The following is a 21,575-nucleotide window of genomic DNA, read 5'->3' on the forward strand; positions in this document are numbered from 1 at the left end:
TCGCCCTATTGGTGAGATAGGTGCGCCTCCTGATCCAGATTGTATGTAGAGACCAGGTGCGGTCTTAAGGCCGCGGCCTAATCAATCGTCGTGTCAGTGCCTCAATATCTGGCGCAGAAACTGCGCCGTACGCTCATTCCTCGGGTTGCCAAAGAAAGTCTGCGGATCAGCTTCTTCAATCAGTTCGCCACGGTCCATGAACAGGACCCTATCTGCAACGGATTTGGCGAAGCCCATTTCATGCGTCACGCAGATCATGGTCATGCCACCCTGCGCGAGATCGACCATCACATCGAGCACCTCGGATATCATTTCTGGATCAAGGGCGGAGGTCGGCTCATCGAACAGCATGATCTGCGGCTTCATGCACAGGGCTCGCGCTATTGCCACGCGCTGTTGTTGCCCACCGGAAAGCTGGATCGGATATTTGTGAGCCTGTTCCGGGATCTTGACGCGCTCCAGATAGTGCATGGCGATTTCGGTTGCCTGTTTTATCGGCGTTTTACGGACCAGACGCTGGGCAATGGTGAGATTGCGCAAAATCGTCATGTGCGGGAACAGGTTGAAGCTCTGGAAAACCATTCCGACTTCACGCCGAACTGCATTGATGTCCCTGGTCTTGTCGGTAAGCTCGTGGCCGTCGATGAAGATATCGCCGCTGGAATGCTCTTCCATACGGTTGATGCAGCGGATCAGCGTTGACTTGCCGGAGCCGGATGGACCGCATATGACAATTTTCTCGCCGCGCTGAACCTTGAGACTGACCTGCTTGAGCGCATGGAACTTGCCGAAGTTCTTGCTAACATTGACCAGTTCAATCATCGTGTCTTTAACTTCATTCATAAAGGTCACCTTGAAGATACTGTTTCGCTTCAGCGCACCATGTGCCGGCCAAGATAATCCTCAAGGCGCTTGATCCCCGTCTGCAATATCCAGGTCAGGATGATGTAAACGCAGGCCAGCGAGAGGAACACTTGATACGGCGCGAAGGTTTCAGCGACAATCGAGCGGGCGATACCAGTCATGTCGACCAGCGTAATCGTGCTTGCAAGTGCGGTTGATTTCATCAGGCTGATGACCTCATTACCATATGCAGGCAGACATATTCGGAATGCGAGCGGCGCAGTGATATAAACAAAGCGATGCATCGAGTTCATTCCAAGGGCAGCGCCAGCTTCGGTCAGCCCGCGTTCTACAGCAAGAACTCCGCCTCGAAAAACTTCGGATACATAGGCTCCAACATTGAGCGAGAGCGCAACAATGGCACAGCCGAATGGATCTCTGAATATTGGCCACAATATGCTGTCACGGATCCAATCAAATTGGGGCAGGCCATAATAGATGATAAATATCTGGACGAGGATGGGGGTGCCGCGGAAAACATAGATGTAAAGCTGCGCTGGCCAGGACAGCCACCATTTGCCGCTCTGCCGCATCAAAAGCAAAATGATAGCGATCAGAGTTCCGGTGGCCAATGAAATAACCGTCAGCTGAAATGTCATTGGAAATCCGCCCAGCATACGCGGTAGCGCATCTAGAATAATACTCATATTCATGATGGTCTCCGCTGCAAATGCCGGTTGGCCAAATATTCAAGCAGATTCACCGATAGCGTGATGATGCTGGAGAAGAACAGGTATATCAGCCCTACCACGATATACATTGTGAATGGCTTCCCAGTAACGCCAGCAGCTTGTTTGGCAACAAAAAGCGTCTCGTTCAGCCCGATGATCGAGATCAGCGCCGTATCCTTGATAAGTGACAACATGTGATTGCCAAAGGGCGGCAAGGCCGTGCGCCACATTTCGGGTAGGCGAATATAGACAAATGTCTGAAGGGCGTTCATTCCCAAGGCTCGCGATGCTTCAATACTGCCGGGCTTGACGCTCTTGAAAGCTCCGCGGAATGTCTCTGTGGCATAGGCTCCCACAACCAGCGCTATAGCTATTGAGCCAGCCCAGAATGGTGGGATATCAACGAACTTTATCGACGGGTTGAAAAACCGTGCAATCGTCGTGAGTGTGACAGCCGAGCCAAAATACAGCAGCAGAATGACAAGTATTTCAGGTGTGCCACGAAAGAACACCGTATAAACATTGCCTATCTGGTTCAGCACTCGACTGGATGACAGCTTGGCGGCGGCGCCAAGCAGTCCGAAGATTACAGTAAGGATCAAGGAGCAGATAAAGACTTTCGCAATTATCATTGATGCGAAGAGATAATTATCCCACCAGCCGTTCATGGCTTCCAATTTACTTCTCCGTCTTTTTGAGAAAACAGGGTCGACGGATTATTTGTTAGCCCATGCATCATCGTGAATAGGGAATGGGAATATCTTAAGGGCATATTCCTTGAGCTTGCCGTCACGAATAAGTTGACGAATGGCATCGTCTATTTTGCTGCGCAACTCATCTTCACCTTTGCGCAAACCTACCCCAACGCCCGGGCCAAAATACTCAGGCTCATTTATTTCAGGTCCAACCAACTCGAATTTGCCCTTACCTTCGCCCTGGAGGAAGGAGAGATAGGCCTTCATAGGGTTGGTCATGATCATGTCGACACGGCCATTTTTGAGGTCGAGATACATTGGCTCTGCGCCGTCGTATATGGCCAGATCGGCATCAGGCAGCTTGGCCTTGAACCAGTCGAAATAAGTCGATGCGCGTTCGACACCTATGCGCACCCCTTTGAATTTTTCAGGAACCGGCTGGCCGCTTGCATCAAACATGTCCGCGCCTTTTCCTGCCCGCGCCACCAGGTGTCCAACCGACTTGCGATAGGGGATGGAAAAGTCGATCTGCTGCTTGCGCTTGTCGGTAATCGACATGGAAGCAACAATCAGATCAAACTTGTTCGCCAGCAAGGCAGGGATCAGTCCGTCAAAGCTCTGACAAACATATTCAAGCTCGTAGCCGGTGATTTCGGCTATGCCCTTGGCAACATCTACATCATAGCCTTCAAGATTTCCTTCTGCTGTACGGTAATTGAACGGCGGGTAGGTGCATTCCAAGCCGACACGCAAGGTTTCGCTGTGGGCCAGCGACGTACTAACTAGCATTGTTGCGATGGCACTCAGAAAAACTGACTTCCACATTTTCATTGTCATTGTTCCCTTTGTTTTTTCGCTTCAACAAGCATTCAGAGCAGCTGATGTGCCAATGAAAAACTTGCATAAGCCCTGTGATTAAATTTAGACTATTATATCTAAATAGGACTGTCGAGTCCAATTTATGAGCAAGTTGGCCGTATACAATCCGCAACAACTGAGAGTATAAGTATGGAAACAAAGGTATTGTTTATTAAGGAAAACAGCGCCTTGAGCCATGAGATAAGCCCGAACCTGTTGCCCTATGTGCCTATTTGCGAGGCAATTGCGACGTTATTTGCACCTTTTGCAGAGGTCGTGCTGCACGATCTTCCTAGCGCATCAGTTGTTCACATCGCTGGAAATTTCTCGAAGAGAGAACTTGGAGACCCGTCAAATCTTGATGAGATTAATTTTACGCCCGCAGACCGGTTGATCGGTCCTTACGCAAAAACAAATTGGGACGGGCGCCGGATAAAGTCCATCAGCTCTGTGTTAAGGACTGCCGACGGGCAGGAAATCGGAGTGTTGTGTATCAATGCAGACATGTCTGTTTTTGAAAGCATGGTACTGACGCTGCAGAATTTCGTCTCGGTTCCATCCACGCCGGGCGAGATGGAAAGTCTGTTTCGCGATGATTGGTTCGAGCGCATCAACAGTTACATTCAGCACTGGACGACGTCGCGCGGCCTCAACATATCGGACCTGTCGCGCGCCCAGAAAAAGGAGCTTGTACAGGCACTGGCTGACAGTGGTGCGTTTAGCGGCAAGAATGCGGCGGGATACATATGTCGTTTGCTGGGGATGGGCCGAGCTACAGTCTACAACTATCTTAATGATAACAGCAGCACCTATGATGAGGACAGCTGATCCCGACCAAGAAAGCATGGTGCGACGCTGAGCTCGTTACGGGCATTTGCTGCTATTCACTCAGAAAAATTTCTGTGCTCGGAAAAGGTTATCGGGACGCTTCATTGCTGGTAGCACTTTTCTTTAAAGCGGCTAAAAAAGCACGTCGTACCATCAACGTACCAACGAAATCTGCGACTTCAAGCGCATGGCTACGCACAAAGATATATGGACTAGATAACAAAAAAGCCCGCTTGCGCGGGCTTTTTGGGGTGCTTCTGACCTTGGTAGTGGTCTGAAGACTAAGGAATGGTGCCAGAAGAGGACTTTAATTGCAACTCCAACTGTATGAAATATAACAATAATATTTAGAATATTTTCTTTTATGCCATCAATAATGCCATCAAGTTGAGCGGATGGAATAGTGTGGACGCGTCACACTGAGTTTTAATTGTGGAAAAGACAATTATCAACGGTCTCTCCGTGATCATGACTTTCCCCCGTAGTCCAGAATGATCTGGTTCCCCCGGTGCCATGGAAAGGACGATTCTAATGGATCGAGATTATAAAGAACAACACACACCTGACCGTGACATTGTGCAGCCATTAATCATGCTGGTGGATCTCGATAAATTTTGGATTGGCGTTGGCGCTGCAATCGAATGGATTGCCATGCGTGGCAAGCCAATGACATTAGAGCAATATTACAAACGGGAAGATGAAGCCGCCCTGGCGCTTGTAACAACTTTGGCTGATATGCCTGCAGAACAAGCGGAAGCGAATATCAGAGGTGTGGATGAAAGCAAGCCAGGTCCATTGGTCCCCATACCTAGCGGGATCTGGCCGCAAACGGCAACCTCAGATTCGAATGACAGTGGACAGCTTTACCGGCTGATCGGGACCGATGATCACGACGAATGGGATGCCGCCATTCGGAGCATCCAGTTGAGCGGCTATCATAAAATTCAAGTTAGATCTGACTTCATAAAGGACAACTGGCCGGAAGATGGGGAAAAACCGACAGCGCCGTCGGCTGGGCGCGTTGTGTCGCAGGCGCAACTTCGACGTCTTATGGAGAAGATTTTGCACGAAACTCCAATTGAATTGGCACCGCTCACACAGAGGGAGATAATTGAGCTTGTTAAGCGCTGTATTCCAGGCGCCCCCCGAGACAATATTCGCCGAATTTATCAAGAACTTGTGCCCAATCAAAAGCCAGGTCCACGCGGTCCGCGCAGGCCAGATCGCCAAAATAAGATCAATGAATTGAGCGAAGAATTCATCGCCGCACAATTGCACAATTAGGATTCCACTCAAGTCTACGGCAGGCTCCACGTATTCCCCCGGAATTACCTGGGATTAAATGGAGCTAATGTAATGCAGGACTATTCATCGCTTTCTATAGCGCAGACCGCTCGCTTTCTTGGGATTGGCCGCTCCACACTTTACAATCTGATCAAGGAAGGCCGTCTTCCTGTACGCAAACTTGGTAAGCGTACCCTTATTCTCCGTGACGACCTCGACCAGTTCGTTGCATCGCTGCCGGTCAAGGGCACGCGCGATTAGGTCGCCTTTTCAAGGGCGGCACTTATCGTCCGTGGTAGCGAATAATGAAGCCCAGGAAACTAGGGCTTCAACTGTTTGGCGGAAACCTGCATGCGGAAAATCAATCAAGGTAACGATGCTGTCAGTCCAGAAGTGATTGCCGATCGTATGTTCGGTAAGACTGAGGGCAACAAAATTGAACGGTTTCACAATGCTTATGCTGAAGCAAGCTAAGCGCGAATACCATGCAAAGCTCTGAAACCAGCTGATGCGACTGGCTCCGTTACAGCCGCCGAGATCGCAGTCGCAGCAATTGGCGCATCCGATTCAAATAATAAGCAAGAAATATCATTAGCCGTTAAACACGATTTATCGATCATTTCAGCGGTTAAACCGCGTAAACAAAAATCATACAGTGATAAGTATCCGTTTGAACACCAGATCAACGGCCAATGCGCACGTCTTATGACTGTTAAAGAGGTGGCGAGCTATCTGAGCGTCAGTATTTCTAAAGTCTGGCGCTTAGGTAAATATGCTATCGATTTTCCGAAGCCGGTTCACATCTCCGGATCAACGCGGTGGGACCGACACTCAATTGATAACTACCTGGATCGTCTCCAGAATACCGCGCATTCAGGCAAATAAGCATGTCGCGGCGCCATGATCCTACCAAAGCACGTCGTCATTGGGTGTATACCCGTGAACAAGTTTGTCAGAGTTTCCATATTGGCGAAAGCACGATCACGAATTGGATCAAGCGTGGATTAAAGCCAATTGACGAAAGGCGCCCCCAGCTTTTTGCTGGATATGAACTTCGTCGCTTTGTTACGATTATGCGCTGGCCATTTGGACGCTCGCCCGAGAATGGTCGGGTATTCTGCTCATTCTGCAACAAATTTGTGGTGCTGGTGCATGGATCAATAAATGCTCTTCCGAAAGGAATAACATGCTACGAGGTGACAGGAAATTGCTCTGATTGCCACAACATGCTACAAGCTAGCATTCAATCCAGCATTCTGCCTGAGATTTATGCTGCATCTACCAATACCCCTAAAGACTCGTCCGACGTATTGTATGATGGCGCTCCCGGAAATATTGGGAGAAGCCGCTCGCCAGTCCCGCCGGAAACTAACAGTTTCAATTTGCGCTGGCTTTACCATTATACGGTCTATCTTGAGAGCCATCAGAATTTAGATGTGCGAACGGTAGATGAACATCTTCGTTCTCTCGCCAGACTGAGCGCATTTCTCAATCATAAGCCATTCGGCAAGATAGCAATTGACGATTGTCGCAAGTTCAAGGAAGAGCTACGTGGTCGTCGTCTTCTTATAGGGAGAGGCGCGCTAAGCAGCTCAACCGTTTCGCACACGCTGGACCGGTGCCGTGCATTCTTTGATTGGCTGCAACGGCAACCTGATGTCGAAATCCATCCAGATCTCGCTGGCTATTTCAGTCTTTCCCGGAGAGAGCGCGCCGTCGAAGCAAGTTCGGTAAAGGGGACCAGTCTAACCTTCGACCAAGCTCTTTGCATTTTTACAGCCATGACCAGCGCGAATACGGTCGAGCTGCGTAATCGTGCAATTGTGGCGATGTTTATCATAACGGGAATACGTATTGCGGCGCTGGTCACGTTGCGTGGTAAACACGTAAACATCCGTACTCGGTGGATCAATCAGGATCCACGAGAGGTGGACACGAAGCTTGGAAAGCACATAAGAACTTATTGCCTCGATCTTGGCTCGGGACTTCTTGAAGCTCTTGATGCATGGGCAGATTGGCGTGGATCGAATGGCTTCGATCATGATGCCCCTTTCTTTCTTCCGGACCGCTATATTCAACCGAATGCCCTTGGCTTCGGCTATAGAGGCAATCAAACAGAACCAGCGCAGTGCTGGAGATCGGAAGATTCTGTTCAGCGGATTATAAAAGAGGCAGCTCAGGCAGCCGAAGTCTTGAGCGGTAACATCTCCTCACATGACTTTCGAAAGATACTCCACCCATTTTTAACCAAGCGCGGCAACATGACGATCAAAGATGAGGTCGCACTGCAACTCAACCTTGGTCATACGCCGCAGGAAATTATACGGAAACACTATTCGTCAATGCAGGACAGCGAACGGGAAGAAGTTCTTGATGATCTTTGTCGCCGAGCTCTGACAAATCGCTCCGAACTTGACCTCTATCTTGCCTTCGAGCGGAAAGAAATTGCGGAATCAGATCCGGATTTTCGACGAGCAAAAGAAATTTATAATCGTAACGCAGGCACACTAGTTAACTCAGATGATTAATCCGTAGGGTTCGCCGGCAGCGTATCTGCTCAGAAGTGCTGGCATGGTCTTTTTCGGTGGAACTCTTCGACTGTGTATGTTCTCAATCAGGCTTCTGTTCTTAATTATCTGATTGAGCTGGCAAGATGGTTGATATTGACGCTTTAATGCGCGCACTGCCTATTTCATCGCTTGAGCCCTACCATGTGGCTTCAATTCGTGGCGTCGGTAATCCGCTTAAAAAATCGCCTTGGGATCGGAACATTGATTTCCTTGAACCACCGGCTGGGCAAAGACTTCCTTATATTCATCCGCTTGATGCATTGGAAAAGCTACTAGGTAGCCAGGAAGAAACTCACGACGAATGGCTTGAGAAGGCACAATTGTTTGAGCGTGAACTGAAGCTGGAGATCAAGTCGAACAAATGGGCTCGATTCTACCATCATCTCGAGCCGGATATGCAAGAAGCAATACCCGTGCCTGATTTTCTGGTATGGCTCAGAAATAAGTCGATTGTTAGCAGCAAGATTACGGATCTTTTTGAACAGGCCAACGCCGCCGCGATCAAAACGCCAATGTTTACCGGCCCTGACAACATAGGTAACCCTTGGTCTCTCGAAACCTTGCCCGATTTTCCACCGGCCAAAGCCATGATAGAATTTGTTCCAGGGCCTTCATGGGATAACGAATACGATAGCGCTGGCAAAAACACAGTGTATGAACCGTTTTTGCTTTGGCGAGCGGCAATACGACCGGTGGCACAAGCACTGGAACAAAAGCTGGGCGAGCCTGTCTATCGTTTTGCCAATCTAGAACTTGACTACGACGATGATGACGTACACCGATTTCTGGTACTTCACTGGTGTTTCACCTTGCGACCCGATGCGCTGTTTACGCAGTATATCATCCGAGTAACCGGCGCTACGGATGTTGAAGAATTGAAAGCCGCACTGATCGATCCAGCTAGCTACAAACAGCCATTTAAAATGAACTATTCATTTTCTGGATTGGAAGCACGCACTTTAATATTTGATATCGGCGGTTGAGAAATTGGCGGTCTCGTTGTTAAGCTGGATGGCTAGCGCACTGACGGCTTTTGTGACAGGGTTAGACGTTAGAATACCTAGTCATCACCACTCATAATTACTATTCTCTAGAGATGAGTAATAAAAATGCTGATGAAGGCCTTGAGCTAACACGATTCATTCTAGTCTGGTCGAGTCTTAGCCCGGTATTTGTACTGTGGGCCATTCGCGGCGTCGATGCGATTCAAGACAAATATTGGATCCCAATCTGTGTGGCACTGTTTATGCTCCCGACAGCGATCTTATGGTGGTTATTGAGACAAGCTCGCAAGACTGAAAACACAAAGACAATTCATATCGCATCGGCAAAAGATCAACGGGAACATCTGCTTACGTATTTGTTTGCAATGCTGATTCCGCTGTTTGATGCAAACACAGATGGCATCCGCGATCTGACCGCAGTTTCCCTGGCGTTCATTTTTGTCATATTCCTCTTCTGGCACATGCGACTTCATTACATGAACCTGTTGTTCGCGATATGGGGGTACCGGATATTCACCGTAGAGGCGAAAATCGGTACTACGGAGAAGGACCGCAAACGCGACCGTTTCGTCACTTATGCGGTCATCTCTCGCAGGCATTTTATTCCTAACGACGATGCTCTCACCGGCTACCGCCTCGGTGGACGTGTACTATTCGATAAGGCCGCAAATGATTGAGAACGATATTGATATCGGAAACATTGATTCCGTTAACTTCGGCATTGCACTGCGCAGTAATGGAAATCTTTATTTTGTTCCGACAGATGCCGGATTGAAAGGCGCCTTGAAAGAAATGATCGCGAGCACCGTCGCTGCGCTCAACGCTGTGCCAGGCGATTGGCAAGCCTATGACATCTCCGAAGATTATGGGCAGCGGCGGCGCGTCTACTGCAATCGTGACAACGAATACATGGCCGTGTTTTCAACGCTATTTGATGCAGGCGCGCTTGATGATCTCGCGAACCTACCGGACCACGTGAATGATATCGAATATTACTTCGCCGAAATCACCGACAATCAGAATCGCAGAATGGTTGGCGTGAGAAAGGCGACACAGTTCAAGGGAACGGTGAAAGCGAAGAACCGCTTGGTCCGCATGACAGATGACACGCTGTCGATCATCGAAGATACCGTGTTCAAGCTCGACAATGAGTTCGATGTGCTGATTACGGGTGCACATGTCTATATCCTGAACGACGCGAAAATGCAGCAGCTTGCTGATATTACCTCATGTGTGGCGGCAACGGCCAAGAACAAAATCCAATCTATAGAAGACACGATCACCTTCCTCGACCTCTCGCGGGTCAAAGAGAAAATCGAAAAGCATCCGAGGGTTGCGCGGTATGCTGCCTCAATCGCGCAAAACCCGTTAATTGTTAATTTCCAGTGGGCGAAAATAGAAATGCTCGCCCAGCAGCATGGGATCGTTTTCAAAGAACTTGAAAGCGGTAAGCTTCAGTGCCGCGTCCAGGACGAGGCGAAGCTCATGGAACTGCTGGACGCGCGGCGCTATCATCTGGATCTGGCCAACAACGGCGGCGATCCGTATCGAGCGACAGGCAGACAGAAGGTCTAGCCGGTGTTAGCTACATCCAGTTAAGCATGCCCCGAAAGGGCAATTAATAAACCCAATTCTCGTAAGCTAGCGGCTCATTGTTCAGCAAATCTCGGTATGATCGCCACTTGGGCATATATTGATCCATAAGTGTCCGAAAACGTTCGTTGTGATGGCGCTCATGCAGATGCACCAGCTCATGAACAAGAATGTATTCCAAGCATTCGGGGGATTTTTTGGCTAACTCCAGATTCAGCAAAATGCGCTTTTCCGAAATGTTGCAGCTGCCCCATTTCGTTTTCATTTTTTGAATCCGCCAGCCATTTACCTCCCTGCCGATCACAGGTTGCCACTTCTCCAAAAGAGCAGGTACCTGCTGCCTAAGGTGGCCACGAAACCAATCGGCCATAATTTTTGCTCGGGCTGCTTTGGGAGTACCAGGTCGAACTGACAGCAAAATCTTTGAGTTATTTTTCAGCGCCACTGAGGGTTTTTCCAACCGTTCCGACACCTCCAATACATAGCGCCGCCCTTGGAAATAGTGGCTCTCGCCTGCAACAAATTTCCGTTCCGATTGCCGTGGCTGTCGCTCAAACTCCGCTTGTTTGCGCTTGATCCAGCCGAGCCGGGAAATGACCGCCAGCCGTACGTTTTCATTGGTGGTTTGCATTGGCACTGCAACTCTCACCATCCCGTCCGGCGGATAGACCGCGAGATGAAGGTTTTTAATTTTCTTCCGAACGATCTCGACGGATAGTCCGGATACTTCGAGGTACCGGCTATCTGTACTCATATTGGTTCTTCACCAGTTCAACGATTTTCTCGATACGATCATCATCGCCGATTGCCTTGTAGATTGCGCCCGCGAGTTCGCGTTCCTTCTGAGGGTTGCCAATCCAGTCAGCTTTTTTGGCGGTTCTGATTGCCGTATCCACCTTGGTTACCCATAGCTCGTCGGCCTCAAAATTGTCATACAGCGCCTTTTTCGCAGGCGTGTCCACTGATGTTGGATAGGTCTTCGGATCGATCCCTCCTGGGTTGAGGACCTGCACCGATAACTCTTTCACACGCAGCAGATACTCTTTGTAATCCAAAGCCTGCTTTCGCCGCTCTTCAATCAAAGCGTCTAGAAGCTCTGACATTTTTTCGTAATATTTGGGGTTCACATCCTTCTCATCGATAATAACCTTACGCATGTTATTCTCGATGGTTTCCGCCATAGATTCCTCGCTTTTCATCATCGCGAGCGGCGTATCTTGAAGGGAAGCATTGCCCCGTTTCACGATAAGTTCGATCAGGCCCAACTCTTCGAAATCGGCTATAAGCTTACTATCTTCGGCCTTGATGTAAGTATCCAACAGGTGGCGCATCGCTGGCTCGTAAAGCTTCATGTCGATGTAATCGCCACTCGCCAGCTTGATTTCTTCCCGCACCTTACTGAAGTGCTCGACTTCCTGCTTAATTCGCGCGGCTTCCGCCGCATTGTATCCTGCATCCTCAAGTTCATTGGCAAGGTTAGCATAGGCGCGGAGCAGGCCAGCTACGGCTTTATACAAGGCAATTCGTCGTGCCTCAAAATCTTGAAGCTGCCCAGGCGATGCCGGATCACCGCAGAAATAATGGCGATATTCGTTTTGGCCTCTTGGCTCGAGGACAGGCTCACAGATCGCCTTAACGGTTTCTCTCGCCTCTTCCAGCCGGTCATGGCCTTTTTCCAAGCGATCTCCAAGAAGGCCTTTGACATCTGCTTCGTCATATCCATCGAATGCGCCGCTGGTGTAATCACTGATCGCGCCCTCTAGGCGGTGGAACAGGTCTTTGTAATCGACGATATATCCGTATTCTTTATCCTCTCCGTCGAGCCGGTTGACGCGGCAAATCGCCTGAAAAAGCCCATGATCGCGCATTTCCTTGTCGATATAGAGATAGGTTGCCGATGGCGCATCAAAACCGGTGAGTAGCTTGTCCACCACGATGAGCAAGCGCATTTGCCCTGGCTCTTTGATGAACTTCCTCTTCACCTGCTTTTCGAATTCCTCGGCCATGTACATGGCTTCGTCTTCTGGTTTCTCGAAATACTCGGCCAGCATCCGGCGATAGATCGCATACTGATTGAGCTTTTCAGTGAGCCCGGCACCGCTGTCCTGCCCCTTGATGTCAGCGGGTGACGGCTGGTAGCTGGTGATGATCGCGCATTTTCCGGTCAAGTCGGTCTTTGAGAAGAGATCGTAGACCTTGCATGCCTGATAGATGCTGCTGCAAACCAGCATTGCATTGCCGCGTCCATCCATCAGGCGTGGCTTGGTTTCCATGTCCATCAAGACATCATTGACGATCTGCTCCAGCCGGTCTTGGCTGGATAGGACTTTCTTCAATGTGCCCCATTTCAGCTTGAGCTGAGCGCGGGCCATGTCCGACAGGCCCTTGGTCTTGGCCTCGAACCATTTGTCGATCTTTTCTTGAGAGGAAACGTACTGGTCGATGTCTCTGGCTTCGTAGCGAAGATCGAGCACCACGCCGTCCTCAACGGCTTCATCGAATTTATAGGTATGGATGAAACTGCCGAAAACCTCGATGCTCTTCTTCTTGTCCGCTTTCAGGAGAGGTGTGCCGGTGAAACCGATGAAAGTTGCATCCGGCAGGATCAGCCTCATGGCATCGTGTAGCTTGCCGGACTGTGTTCGGTGGCATTCATCCACGAAGACGAAAATCTCGCCTTTCGCCGTAAAACCAGCTGGCAGGCTGGCCTTCAATTCCTTGATAAAGTCTTCGGTGGCCTTTGTTTCCTCTTCTTCGCCCTGCCGACCGAACTTATGGATCAGAGAGCAGACCAGCCATTCGGTCGAGTTGTTCAGCGTGGCAATGAGGTCTTCGCCGTTCTTCGTGCGATAAATCTTCTCGTCAACGCCGGAGAACACGCCTTCGATCTGCTCATCCAGCTCCGTTCTGTCAGTGATGACAACAACGCGAGAATCCTTGACGTTCTCGCGTATCCATTTGGCCAACCAGACCATGGTCAGGCTTTTGCCTGAGCCTTGGGTATGCCAGATAATACCGCTCTTTCGATCCCGAACATGATCATGTGCTGCCGACACACCAAAATACTGGTTGTGACGGCAGGTCTTCTTGGTGCCGGTATCGAACACGATGAAGTCGTGAATGATTTCCAGAAAGCGTCGCTTCTCGCATATGCGGCTGAGATGGAAATCCAGCATATAGCCGTAGGGGTTTTCGCCGTCTTCCTTCCACTGGTAATAGTGTTTTTCAGTGGTTCCGACGGTGCCGTATCTGAGCCCTTCGGTATCGTTTCCGGCCATGGTGAGCTGTATGGTCGTGAAGAAATTACGGATGAAAGCCTTTTTCTGATTATCGAGGTTCTGGCGTATGCCTTCAGCCACGGAAACGCTGGAGCGCTTCAGCTCGATCACGCCCAGCGCAATGCCGTTTACGTACAGAACAACGTCTGGGCGCTTCTTGTTCGCGCCGCTGACACATACCTCTTCGGCGATGGCAAAATCGTTGTTTTCAGGATTTTCCCAGTCGATTAAATAGACCGTCTGGTTTTGCTCACCGGCGCCTTCCTTGACCTTCACACCGTAGCGCAGAATGCGGTAGACATCCTTGTTGGCATCATAGAGGTGGCGACCATCACCAAGGGCGGCTGCATCCTGTAGCTCGCGAAATACGCGGGTGATCAGAACATCACTGACGCCGCGACCGCGCAGCCAATCGCCCAGAATCTCTTTCTCGACATTGTTGTTGTCGGGGCGATCTATCCAATTGCCAAGATAGCGATATCCCAGTTGCTCGCGGAACAGTTTAACAATTCTGTTCTGCGTCGCGCGCTCGATCTGCCCCACATCGCTCATAGCTCCCCCTAACTCTTAAATAACTTAAAGCTCACCGAATAACGGTAAAATTCAATATTGCTGGTCACGCGCAGCGCCCGGCGCAGACGCAAATCATCTTCCAAGGCGATAATTGCCCCGCGCACGCCTTGATTTGGTTCTGCGATGTCATCCAGAACATAGCCCATATAGCGTTGAATCTGGCCGACCACGGCATCGCTCGCGCGGCCCTTCTTCAGCTCGACCACCAGATATTCGGTCTTGTCCTTGCTGAGCGCCAGAATATCGATGTTGCCTGTATCCGTCGGATATTGCTGGCCGACGACTTCACCCTCGTCCTCAACGAGGTCAAAGCGCTTGCCCAACTCGGTCTGGGCCCAGTTTTGTACAAGGAAGTCTTCGAGATGCTTTTCAAGCGCGAACACAGACGGGTCTTCAACCAACTCATCCGTTGAAATCAGCGTTGGCAGGGCATTCCCGGCAAGCAGGCTTTCAATTTCTGCCCCATGCTTGGAGATATTGCTGACGGTGCCAATTGAGCCCGCCGAATTTACCAAGGCCTGGCTGAGTTCGCTGCGGTCGATGGCCTTCGGATACCAGCGCACCTGACGGCGATGGGGCAAAATCGCACCCGGTACATACGTGTAATCCCCAACGACCTCACCTGCCCAGTAGGTTCCTGTTCCGGTCGGACAGAGGACGAAATCGCCCATCTTGATGCCCTTGCAGATGGTGTGGAGCATGCCGCAGGCCAGACCTGCAGCCACCTTACTCTTCCCCGGATTGCGCTCTAGAAAGACTGGGTTGTACATCTTGTTGAAGTCGCGCCAGTTCTCGGGCAGTGTCCTGCTCAGGTCAAAATCCATACCCCAGTCGCCGCCGATGAACTGCCCGTCGTGGCATTCCTTGGCATGGACGCTTTTGCGGCCCAGCATGATCCGGTAATAGCTGCGGGTTATCGTCATACGAGGCGCGTCCTCCCCGTCAGCAATTCCTGCATCATGCCTTGCTTGATGGCTTTGGCTTTGCTGAGCTTTTCCTCAAGGAGGTGAAGCTCGTCGTCCATGCATGAGATCACCTTCACGATCTCGACTTGTTCATCAAATGGCGGGACCGGAATGCTCACGCTTTTCAGGCTGTTCTTAGAAAGACCGTAAACCTTTAGGCCCGTGGCAAGCGTATCAAATGCACACTTGATAGCCGGAATTGAATGAAGATAGCCGCGAAAACCATTCGCGTAGCGCTTTTCCGTATCTCTCAGCAGAAACGTGTGGAGCCCGGAAACGACCCGTCTAGTGCCGACGTTTGAGATTTCAATACTCTTACCAATACCTTCATAGTCCTCTGACGCATCAGCCATCACGACATCGCCGTCAGCAATAAAGGCCGGATTTCGCAGTTTGTTGCGGTCAATCTTTGGAAGTGTTTGTCGTTCCAAATCGAGATTGAAATGAAGCTTTGTATGAATGTCTCCGTAATGGATGTATTCTACGTCCCCATCTTCATTGAGGTCTGCACGAGAGTTGTTTGCCGTCGACAAAAAGGCAAACGTATCGCCATATTTTCGGACGTCCCAATCTTCCGGGATTTCACCGAGTTCGCTTTGTTTCGTGCCTTTGCCTTCGCCAAAACCCGGCAGCCGTTTTTTGCCGGTGAGGAGTTGCTGCATCGTCGCGGTCTTGATGTCGCGCTTCTTCTCGATCAGCTTTTCCAGCGAAACGATCAGCGCATCCACATCCGACAGGGTGTTAGCTATAGCTTCTTGTTCAAAACGCTCCTTAGGAGTGGCTTGGATTATTTTCTCTATAGTTGTGGCGCTCAGGCTAGGCACCCCGGACGCTTCATTATATTTATACCAATCAATGAGCTGAAATTTATAAAACATAAACTTAGCGTCAGCTCGATAGGAAATCTCTGAATAAAAAAGCGTATCTACTGTCCAAAAAGGGGTGTCCATATAGTAAGGAACGTCAATCGTTCCCTTTCTCCCGATAAGAACAGATGGCTTTGAATAGAGGGGGTCCTTTGCTCGACCAATCTCTCCGCCGGTTGCCAGTATCGGATAATCTCCATCAGAAGATTCAACCAACTTTTGGCTCTTCCCATGTTTAATTCGAAGCAATGCCCCTAAAGGAGTAGCTTCCCAATCTTCTGGGATCTCACCAACTTCGGTCTGCTTATATCCAGCCTTTACCATGCCAGCCCCATCTTTTTGAGGTGGCCTTCAACGAGGTTCGCGTATTTCTGAACGTTCTTGTCTAGCACGGGCAGGGTTTTGGCATAGCGCTCCTCCAGTGTTTTGACGCGGTTGGCAAGCTGCTGGGTCATTCGCTCAACTTCCTCGACAATCCGCACCTCAACCGTTCCGAACCATTTGTCGTGAACCACGATGGCTTTCAGCTCTTCCTCTGAGAGGGTTGGGATCTTTTTGAAAACCAGCTCGTCGAGCTTCAGCTTAGCGGCGTTCACCGCCTTCTTGGCCGCGTCCTCGCTGGTGATCAGCGAAAGACATTTTTTCAGCGCCGCCAGCTCATCGTCATCATTGGTTTCCTTGATCCGGTCCTTCACGCCCTTTTGCTTGATAGCGCCTTTGTCGTTCTTAGCGTTTTCGATCAGGCCGTCTTCGCCAGTATTTTCCTCGATGAAGCTTTCCAGCTCTTGCACCGCGCTATCGTGTTTGGCCTGAAGGGCATCGAGCACCGCTTGCTTGTCCGCGAAATATTTCGCGATCACCAGTGATGGCGGGATTATATCGCTGCGATAGCGCTTCTTGGCTTTTGCCGTACCGAACTCGAAATCATGCTCTTCGGTATATTTGGGCTTGCCATTCTTGTCCTTGATCGGCACCAAAAGGCGGACGGTCTTGGCGATTTTCCAGTCATCCTGAACAATCATATGCACATCGTCCTGCATGACCTCATCCCAATAGGTCATCAGGATTTGATAGATGTCGTATTTGCTGAGCAGCGGCGCGCCGTCGAACTGCGACAGCAAGTCTTCGGAAATGTCGAAGATCAGCTCTTTGGGCTTATCGCCGACCTTGATCGCGGCCAGTTGGCCCTGGTGCTTTGCTTTCCAATCGTGGAAGCGCTTCAGGGATGAATTTTTGAAAGCATCGAATTCAGCATGGCCGAGGATTGTTGCCTTGATCGCTCGCGATTGCACCAAAGCCTTGGCATAACGGGGGCGCGGGCCATCGGCGAACAGGGTTTTGCGCAGCGAGGGGAAGACATCCCAATAGGCCTTCAGCGCTTCAATATCACGGTCCGGGATGCCGCCATTCAAATGGGCGTCCAGATCATGAATGTCTTCCGGCTCGCTGGCATCGATATAGCGGGGGATATTGAGGTTGAAATCGTTCTTTTTGGCAATCTCGTCATAGGGAATAAGGCGCGAATACCGTTCCACGGTATACTGACGGTTGAAGACGTCCACGATCTTGTGAATGTCCTGCGCCCGCAAGCGGTTCTTGTTCCCGTCTTTGACGAAACCCTTGCTGGCATCGATCATGAAGATGGGGCGCTCCGGCCCTGCCGTGCTCTTGTCGATCACGATAATGCAAGCGGGGATGCCGGTGCCGTAAAAGAGGTTGGCAGGCAGTCCGATGATGCCTTTGATATAGCCCTGGCGAATGAGGTTGCGGCGAATGTCGGCTTCGGCATTGCCACGGAACAAAACGCCGTGCGGCAAAATCACTGCTCCTTTCCCCATGCTTTTCAGCGATTTGATGATGTGCAACAGAAAGGCGTAATCGCCATTTTTTTCGGGCGGCTCGCCGTATTCAAAGCGCTCAAACTCGTCATTGGACGGAGTAAAGCCGTTACTCCATGATTTGAGCGAGAATGGCGGGTTAGCGACGGCGAAATCGAAGGTACGCAGCTTGCCGTCTTTGTCCTTCCAGTGTGGTGCGGACAACGTGTCATCCTGCCAGATTTCAGCCGATGGGCTGTTATGCAGGACCATGTTCATCTTGGCCAAAGCTGCCGTGGCTTGTTCCTTTTCTTGCCCGTAGAGCGAAAGGCCATTCGGTGCTTCGTCGTTGACCTTCAGGAGCAGCGATCCGGAACCGCAAGTGGGGTCGTATACGGTCTCGTCCTGGCTGGTCTTAGAGTTGATGCCCAAGACCTTCGAAAGAATGCGAGACACTTCGGCTGGGGTGTAGAACTGACCTTTGCTCTTGCCCGATTCCGTTGCGAAATGGCGCATCAGATATTCGTAAGCATCGCCAAGCAGGTCATCACCATCGGCGCGGTTCTTGCCGAGGTCCAGGTTCTCAAAAATGCCGACGAGCTTGGTCAATGTGTCGACCATGGCTTTGCCTTTGCCAAGGCGGTCTTCATTGTTGAAGTCGTTATCGGGGTTTGACAGCCAAGCCATGTCATTGGCCCGCGCGAGTTCGCCGATAATCGTATTCATCTTGTCGCCAATATCTTTTCGCCCTTTTTGGGCAACCATATCCGCGAAAGAACCGCCTGCAGGCACCACGATAGCGCCGTATTTTTGTTTGGCGTACTTGTCCGAAACATATTTTACGAAAAGTAGAGTGAGGATGTAGTTCTTGTACTGGGAGGCATCCATGCCGCCGCGCAACTCATCACAGCTCGCCCACAATGAAGAATATAGTTCGGTCTTTTTAATTGCCATTTACGTCATGCTTTCAATCATTACAGTGCAGAGACTTATCACGCGCGTCTCCGCAGAATATGCAGTTCGGCAGGCGTTGATTAACGCTCTCTTATTGAGCTGAGAGTTTCAGAACGTCAGACTTTGACGATAGCGAAGCGGTTGTTGACGTTCAACAATAACTTTCCACGATTGTGGCTCAAAGCTTTGAAAAAGATATAATTTTTAGAGCCTAGTGCAATAATTTGGCAACGCGCTATAAGCGTTGGACAGGGTTCAAGATCTCTTCGGATCTATGCCAACGAACGCCCAATTCCGGGTGCAAATTGAAACAACCTAAATGGTCGTCATTACGCGCGCCAACCTAGGTGCAACTTTGTCGAGCTGTAAATAATGTTTATAGTCCGCCGAAATCCGTTTCGATGGACGCCAATGTGCTAAAATATTATCTCACAGTCCAACGTGATTGCCCGTTAAACTTGATGTGCATGGTTCAACTTACCTAAGATTTCTGCAATTCGTTCCGACCACCAGGTCGTCATTCTCACACGCTCATCCCAATAGGAAGCACGGTGGTAGGCTCGGCGCACTGCATTGCCACCGATGTGAGCCAATTCGGCTTCGATAGCGTCAGCGCTCCACTTACTGCTTTCGTTCAAAAGTGTCGAGGCGGTAGCGCGAAAGCCATGCGAGGTGGCGTCGTTCTTGCCAAATCCCATTCTCCTAAGTGCTTGGTTCATGGTGTTCTCGCTTATTGGGCGTTCAACTGATGTACTGGATGGAAAGACCAAGCGCAGATTGCCGGTGTGATTGTGTTGCTTCCGCAAGATCTTTATGGCCAACGGCGGTAATGGCTTTTTGTGTGGGCGTCGCATTTTTGCGCGTTCAGCTGGTATTATCCAAACTGCATTATCAAGGTCGAATTCATTCCATTCCGCTTGGCGGAGTTCGCCGGGGCGTGGATAAAGTAGAGCCATTAACTTTAGAGCAGCGCAAGTTTCCAACGTCCCCTGGTAAGCCCAGATCGATTGTAACAATTTGGCAAAGACGGTCCAGTCTGTGACGGCAGTCTGATGTGTGACCTTTGGTGCAATAATCGCACCCCTTAAACCAAAAGTTGGGTCATTCTCGGCTCGTGCCGTGGCAATTGCATAACGAAAGACCTGACTTATAACAGCACGCAGGCGTCTGGCAGTTTCATAGTTGCCTTGTGCTTCCACTCGGCGCAGCGGTACGAGAATATCCGTTGCTGATATCTCCGTTATTTGTTTGTCTCCCAAGTCGCTTATTGCAAGGCTTACTAGCCAGCGCTTTTTTCCAAGTGTTGCTGCGGATTTGCCTTCGCGCGCGTTTTTGTCCAGTAGTTCATCGGCCAATGCTGTGAAGCTATCTGTTATCAGTCGTTCACGAGCGACTTTCTCCTCCTTCTTTTTAGAGGAGGGATCTATTCCGGATGCGAGGATCTTACGCGCTGCATCGCGGACTCCGCGAGCTTCAGCAAGAGACACGTCTGGCGATGTTCCGAATGAAAGCTGCTTTTGTTTTCCCTCAAAGCGATAGACCATCCGCCAGAGCTTGCTACCGGTAGGACTTACGACAAGTAAAAGTCCACCTGCATCGCCGTGCTTTGTCGGTTTGGCTGAAGGCTTTAATGCTCTTATGCGTGTGTCGTTCAAAGGCATTGTGTTGGCATCCCGATTTCTATTTGATGGCATTCCAGCAAAATGCCATCAATAATGCCATCAAATTGTTTGGATGCCACTGGTTGACTATGGATGTGAGAGGAAACTTGGCAACAAAAAAGCCCGCTTGCGCGGGCTTTTTGGGATGCTTCTAGACCTTGGTAGTGGTCTGAAGACTAAGGAATGGTGCCCAGAAGAGGACTCGAACCTCCACGCCCTTGCGAGCGCCAGCACCTGAAGCTGGTGCGTCTACCAATTCCGCCATCTGGGCGACGAGGACCGATCTAAGGGGTCGGCCTCTCTCTGTCAATCGAGATTTCACACTTCCATCAGCTTTTTTTCACATTGCTGATGCGAGTGGTTAAAAAGGCCGGTAAACAGGGGGCGGGCGCGGTGCATAAGGCGAGCCGCGCCCGAAAAATCATTATGCAGAAAGCACTTCCTTGGAAGCGACGGTCGAATCGGCGTTCAGCTTGTAGATGATTGGAACGCCGGTATTGAGTTCCTGCTTGAGAATCTCTTCCGGTGTCAGGCCATCAAGCGCCATAATGAGTGCGCGCAGCGAATTGCCGTGGGCAGCAACCAGAATGGTTTCACCGCGCAGTACATGTGGCTGGATGGTGTGCAGGTAATAAGGCCAGACGCGTGCGCCCGTATCCTTCAGGCTTTCGCCACCCGGAGGAGGGACATCGTAAGAACGGCGCCAGATGTGAACCTGTTCTTCACCCCATTTTTCGCGGGCATCGTCCTTGTTGAGACCCGAAAGATCCCCGTAATCGCGTTCGTTCAAAGCCTGATCACGGATCGTTTCGAGGTCGGACTGACCGAGCTCGTCAAGAATGTGTTGGCAGGTGACCTGTGCACGTGAAAGACCCGAAGTGTATGCGAGGTCAAATTTGAGGCCAGCGGCCTTCAAACGCTGGCCGGCAGCCTTGGCTTCGGCATGGCCCTGTTCAGTAAGGCCCGGATCGCGCCAGCCGGTAAAAAGGTTCTTCAGATTCCATTCGCTTTGGCCGTGGCGGACCAGGACGAGGGTACGAGACATCGCAGCACTC

At 50.5% G+C, this 21,575-nt stretch carries 19 protein-coding genes and 1 tRNA gene; 8 read left to right on the forward strand and 12 right to left on the reverse strand.

What is annotated here, in order from left to right:
• Positions 1 to 93 precede the first annotated feature (93 nt).
• The 4 genes from H5024_RS04050 to H5024_RS04065 are packed head-to-tail and all read right to left on the reverse strand — an operon-like array spanning position 94 to position 3,094.
• Positions 94 to 843, reverse strand: coding sequence for an amino acid ABC transporter ATP-binding protein (locus H5024_RS04050; protein WP_273726723.1), 750 nt, complete (start codon positions 841 to 843; stop codon positions 94 to 96).
• A gap of 29 nt (positions 844 to 872) precedes the next feature.
• A complete protein-coding gene (locus H5024_RS04055; protein ID WP_187544137.1) occupies positions 873 to 1,556 on the reverse strand; it encodes an ABC transporter permease in 684 nt (227 codons plus the stop codon).
• Entirely contained in the window at positions 1,553 to 2,242 is a 690-nt protein-coding gene (locus tag H5024_RS04060) for an ABC transporter permease (protein WP_247875248.1), read from the reverse strand. The genes H5024_RS04055 and H5024_RS04060 overlap by 4 nt, the downstream gene beginning before the upstream one ends.
• Before the next feature lie 48 nt (positions 2,243 to 2,290).
• Positions 2,291 to 3,094, reverse strand: a complete 804-nt coding sequence (locus H5024_RS04065) for a transporter substrate-binding domain-containing protein (protein ID WP_247875208.1) — start codon at positions 3,092 to 3,094, stop codon at positions 2,291 to 2,293.
• Between the two features lie 183 nt (positions 3,095 to 3,277).
• Between H5024_RS04065 and H5024_RS04070 the strand changes: the two genes are divergently transcribed.
• The 8 genes from H5024_RS04070 to H5024_RS04100 all read left to right on the forward strand — a co-directional run bounded on the left by H5024_RS04070 (position 3,278) and on the right by H5024_RS04100 (position 10,388).
• Positions 3,278 to 3,955: a PAS domain-containing protein gene (locus tag H5024_RS04070; protein WP_187544140.1), complete on the forward strand. Its 678-nt coding sequence runs from the start codon at positions 3,278 to 3,280 to the stop codon at positions 3,953 to 3,955.
• 531 nt (positions 3,956 to 4,486) lie between these two features.
• Positions 4,487 to 5,239, forward strand: a complete 753-nt coding sequence (locus tag H5024_RS04075; RefSeq protein ID WP_187544141.1) for a hypothetical protein — start codon at positions 4,487 to 4,489, stop codon at positions 5,237 to 5,239.
• Between the two features lie 72 nt (positions 5,240 to 5,311).
• Positions 5,312 to 5,500 (forward strand): helix-turn-helix domain-containing protein, encoded by a 189-nt coding sequence (locus tag H5024_RS04080; RefSeq protein WP_187544142.1) that lies wholly within the window; start codon positions 5,312 to 5,314, stop codon positions 5,498 to 5,500.
• Between the two features lie 90 nt (positions 5,501 to 5,590).
• Positions 5,591 to 5,713: a hypothetical protein gene (locus H5024_RS21495; protein ID WP_282186020.1), complete on the forward strand. Its 123-nt coding sequence runs from the start codon at positions 5,591 to 5,593 to the stop codon at positions 5,711 to 5,713.
• Positions 5,714 to 6,126: 413 nt separating this feature from the next.
• Entirely contained in the window at positions 6,127 to 7,767 is a 1,641-nt protein-coding gene (locus H5024_RS04085; RefSeq protein WP_187544143.1) for a tyrosine-type recombinase/integrase, read from the forward strand.
• A gap of 125 nt (positions 7,768 to 7,892) precedes the next feature.
• A complete protein-coding gene (locus tag H5024_RS04090) occupies positions 7,893 to 8,792 on the forward strand; it encodes a hypothetical protein (RefSeq protein WP_187544144.1) in 900 nt (299 codons plus the stop codon).
• Positions 8,793 to 8,905: 113 nt separating this feature from the next.
• Positions 8,906 to 9,490, forward strand: coding sequence for a hypothetical protein (locus tag H5024_RS04095; protein ID WP_187544145.1), 585 nt, complete (start codon positions 8,906 to 8,908; stop codon positions 9,488 to 9,490).
• Positions 9,483 to 10,388, forward strand: coding sequence for a Kiwa anti-phage protein KwaB-like domain-containing protein (locus H5024_RS04100; RefSeq protein ID WP_187544146.1), 906 nt, complete (start codon positions 9,483 to 9,485; stop codon positions 10,386 to 10,388). The genes H5024_RS04095 and H5024_RS04100 overlap by 8 nt, the downstream gene beginning before the upstream one ends.
• A 43-nt stretch (positions 10,389 to 10,431) precedes the next feature.
• On the opposite strand, the gene H5024_RS04105 is transcribed toward H5024_RS04100, so the two are convergent.
• The 8 genes from H5024_RS04105 to H5024_RS04140 form a co-directional block, all read right to left on the reverse strand.
• Positions 10,432 to 11,160, reverse strand: coding sequence for a SprT family zinc-dependent metalloprotease (locus H5024_RS04105; RefSeq protein ID WP_187544147.1), 729 nt, complete (start codon positions 11,158 to 11,160; stop codon positions 10,432 to 10,434).
• Positions 11,147 to 14,236, reverse strand: a complete 3,090-nt coding sequence (locus H5024_RS04110) for a type I restriction endonuclease subunit R (RefSeq protein ID WP_187544148.1) — start codon at positions 14,234 to 14,236, stop codon at positions 11,147 to 11,149. Before H5024_RS04110 ends, H5024_RS04105 begins: the two co-directional genes overlap by 14 nt.
• An 8-nt stretch (positions 14,237 to 14,244) precedes the next feature.
• Positions 14,245 to 15,180: an endonuclease NucS domain-containing protein gene (locus H5024_RS04115; protein WP_187544149.1), complete on the reverse strand. Its 936-nt coding sequence runs from the start codon at positions 15,178 to 15,180 to the stop codon at positions 14,245 to 14,247.
• Positions 15,177 to 16,412, reverse strand: coding sequence for a restriction endonuclease subunit S (locus tag H5024_RS04120; RefSeq protein ID WP_187544150.1), 1,236 nt, complete (start codon positions 16,410 to 16,412; stop codon positions 15,177 to 15,179). The genes H5024_RS04115 and H5024_RS04120 overlap by 4 nt, the downstream gene beginning before the upstream one ends.
• Positions 16,406 to 18,859, reverse strand: coding sequence for a class I SAM-dependent DNA methyltransferase (locus H5024_RS04125; protein ID WP_187544151.1), 2,454 nt, complete (start codon positions 18,857 to 18,859; stop codon positions 16,406 to 16,408). The genes H5024_RS04120 and H5024_RS04125 overlap by 7 nt, the downstream gene beginning before the upstream one ends.
• A gap of 452 nt (positions 18,860 to 19,311) precedes the next feature.
• Positions 19,312 to 20,520: an integrase arm-type DNA-binding domain-containing protein gene (locus H5024_RS04130; protein WP_187544152.1), complete on the reverse strand. Its 1,209-nt coding sequence runs from the start codon at positions 20,518 to 20,520 to the stop codon at positions 19,312 to 19,314.
• Positions 20,521 to 20,704: 184 nt separating this feature from the next.
• Positions 20,705 to 20,791, reverse strand: a tRNA-Leu gene (locus H5024_RS04135).
• A gap of 153 nt (positions 20,792 to 20,944) precedes the next feature.
• Complete coding sequence (locus tag H5024_RS04140; protein WP_064321000.1) at positions 20,945 to 21,565, reverse strand: 2,3-bisphosphoglycerate-dependent phosphoglycerate mutase; 621 nt, start codon at positions 21,563 to 21,565, stop codon at positions 20,945 to 20,947.
• Positions 21,566 to 21,575: the final 10 nt, after the last annotated feature.

Origin of the sequence: Ochrobactrum sp. Marseille-Q0166 (genome assembly GCF_014397025.1) — a bacterium.
Lineage (GTDB): Bacteria > Pseudomonadota > Alphaproteobacteria > Rhizobiales > Rhizobiaceae > Brucella.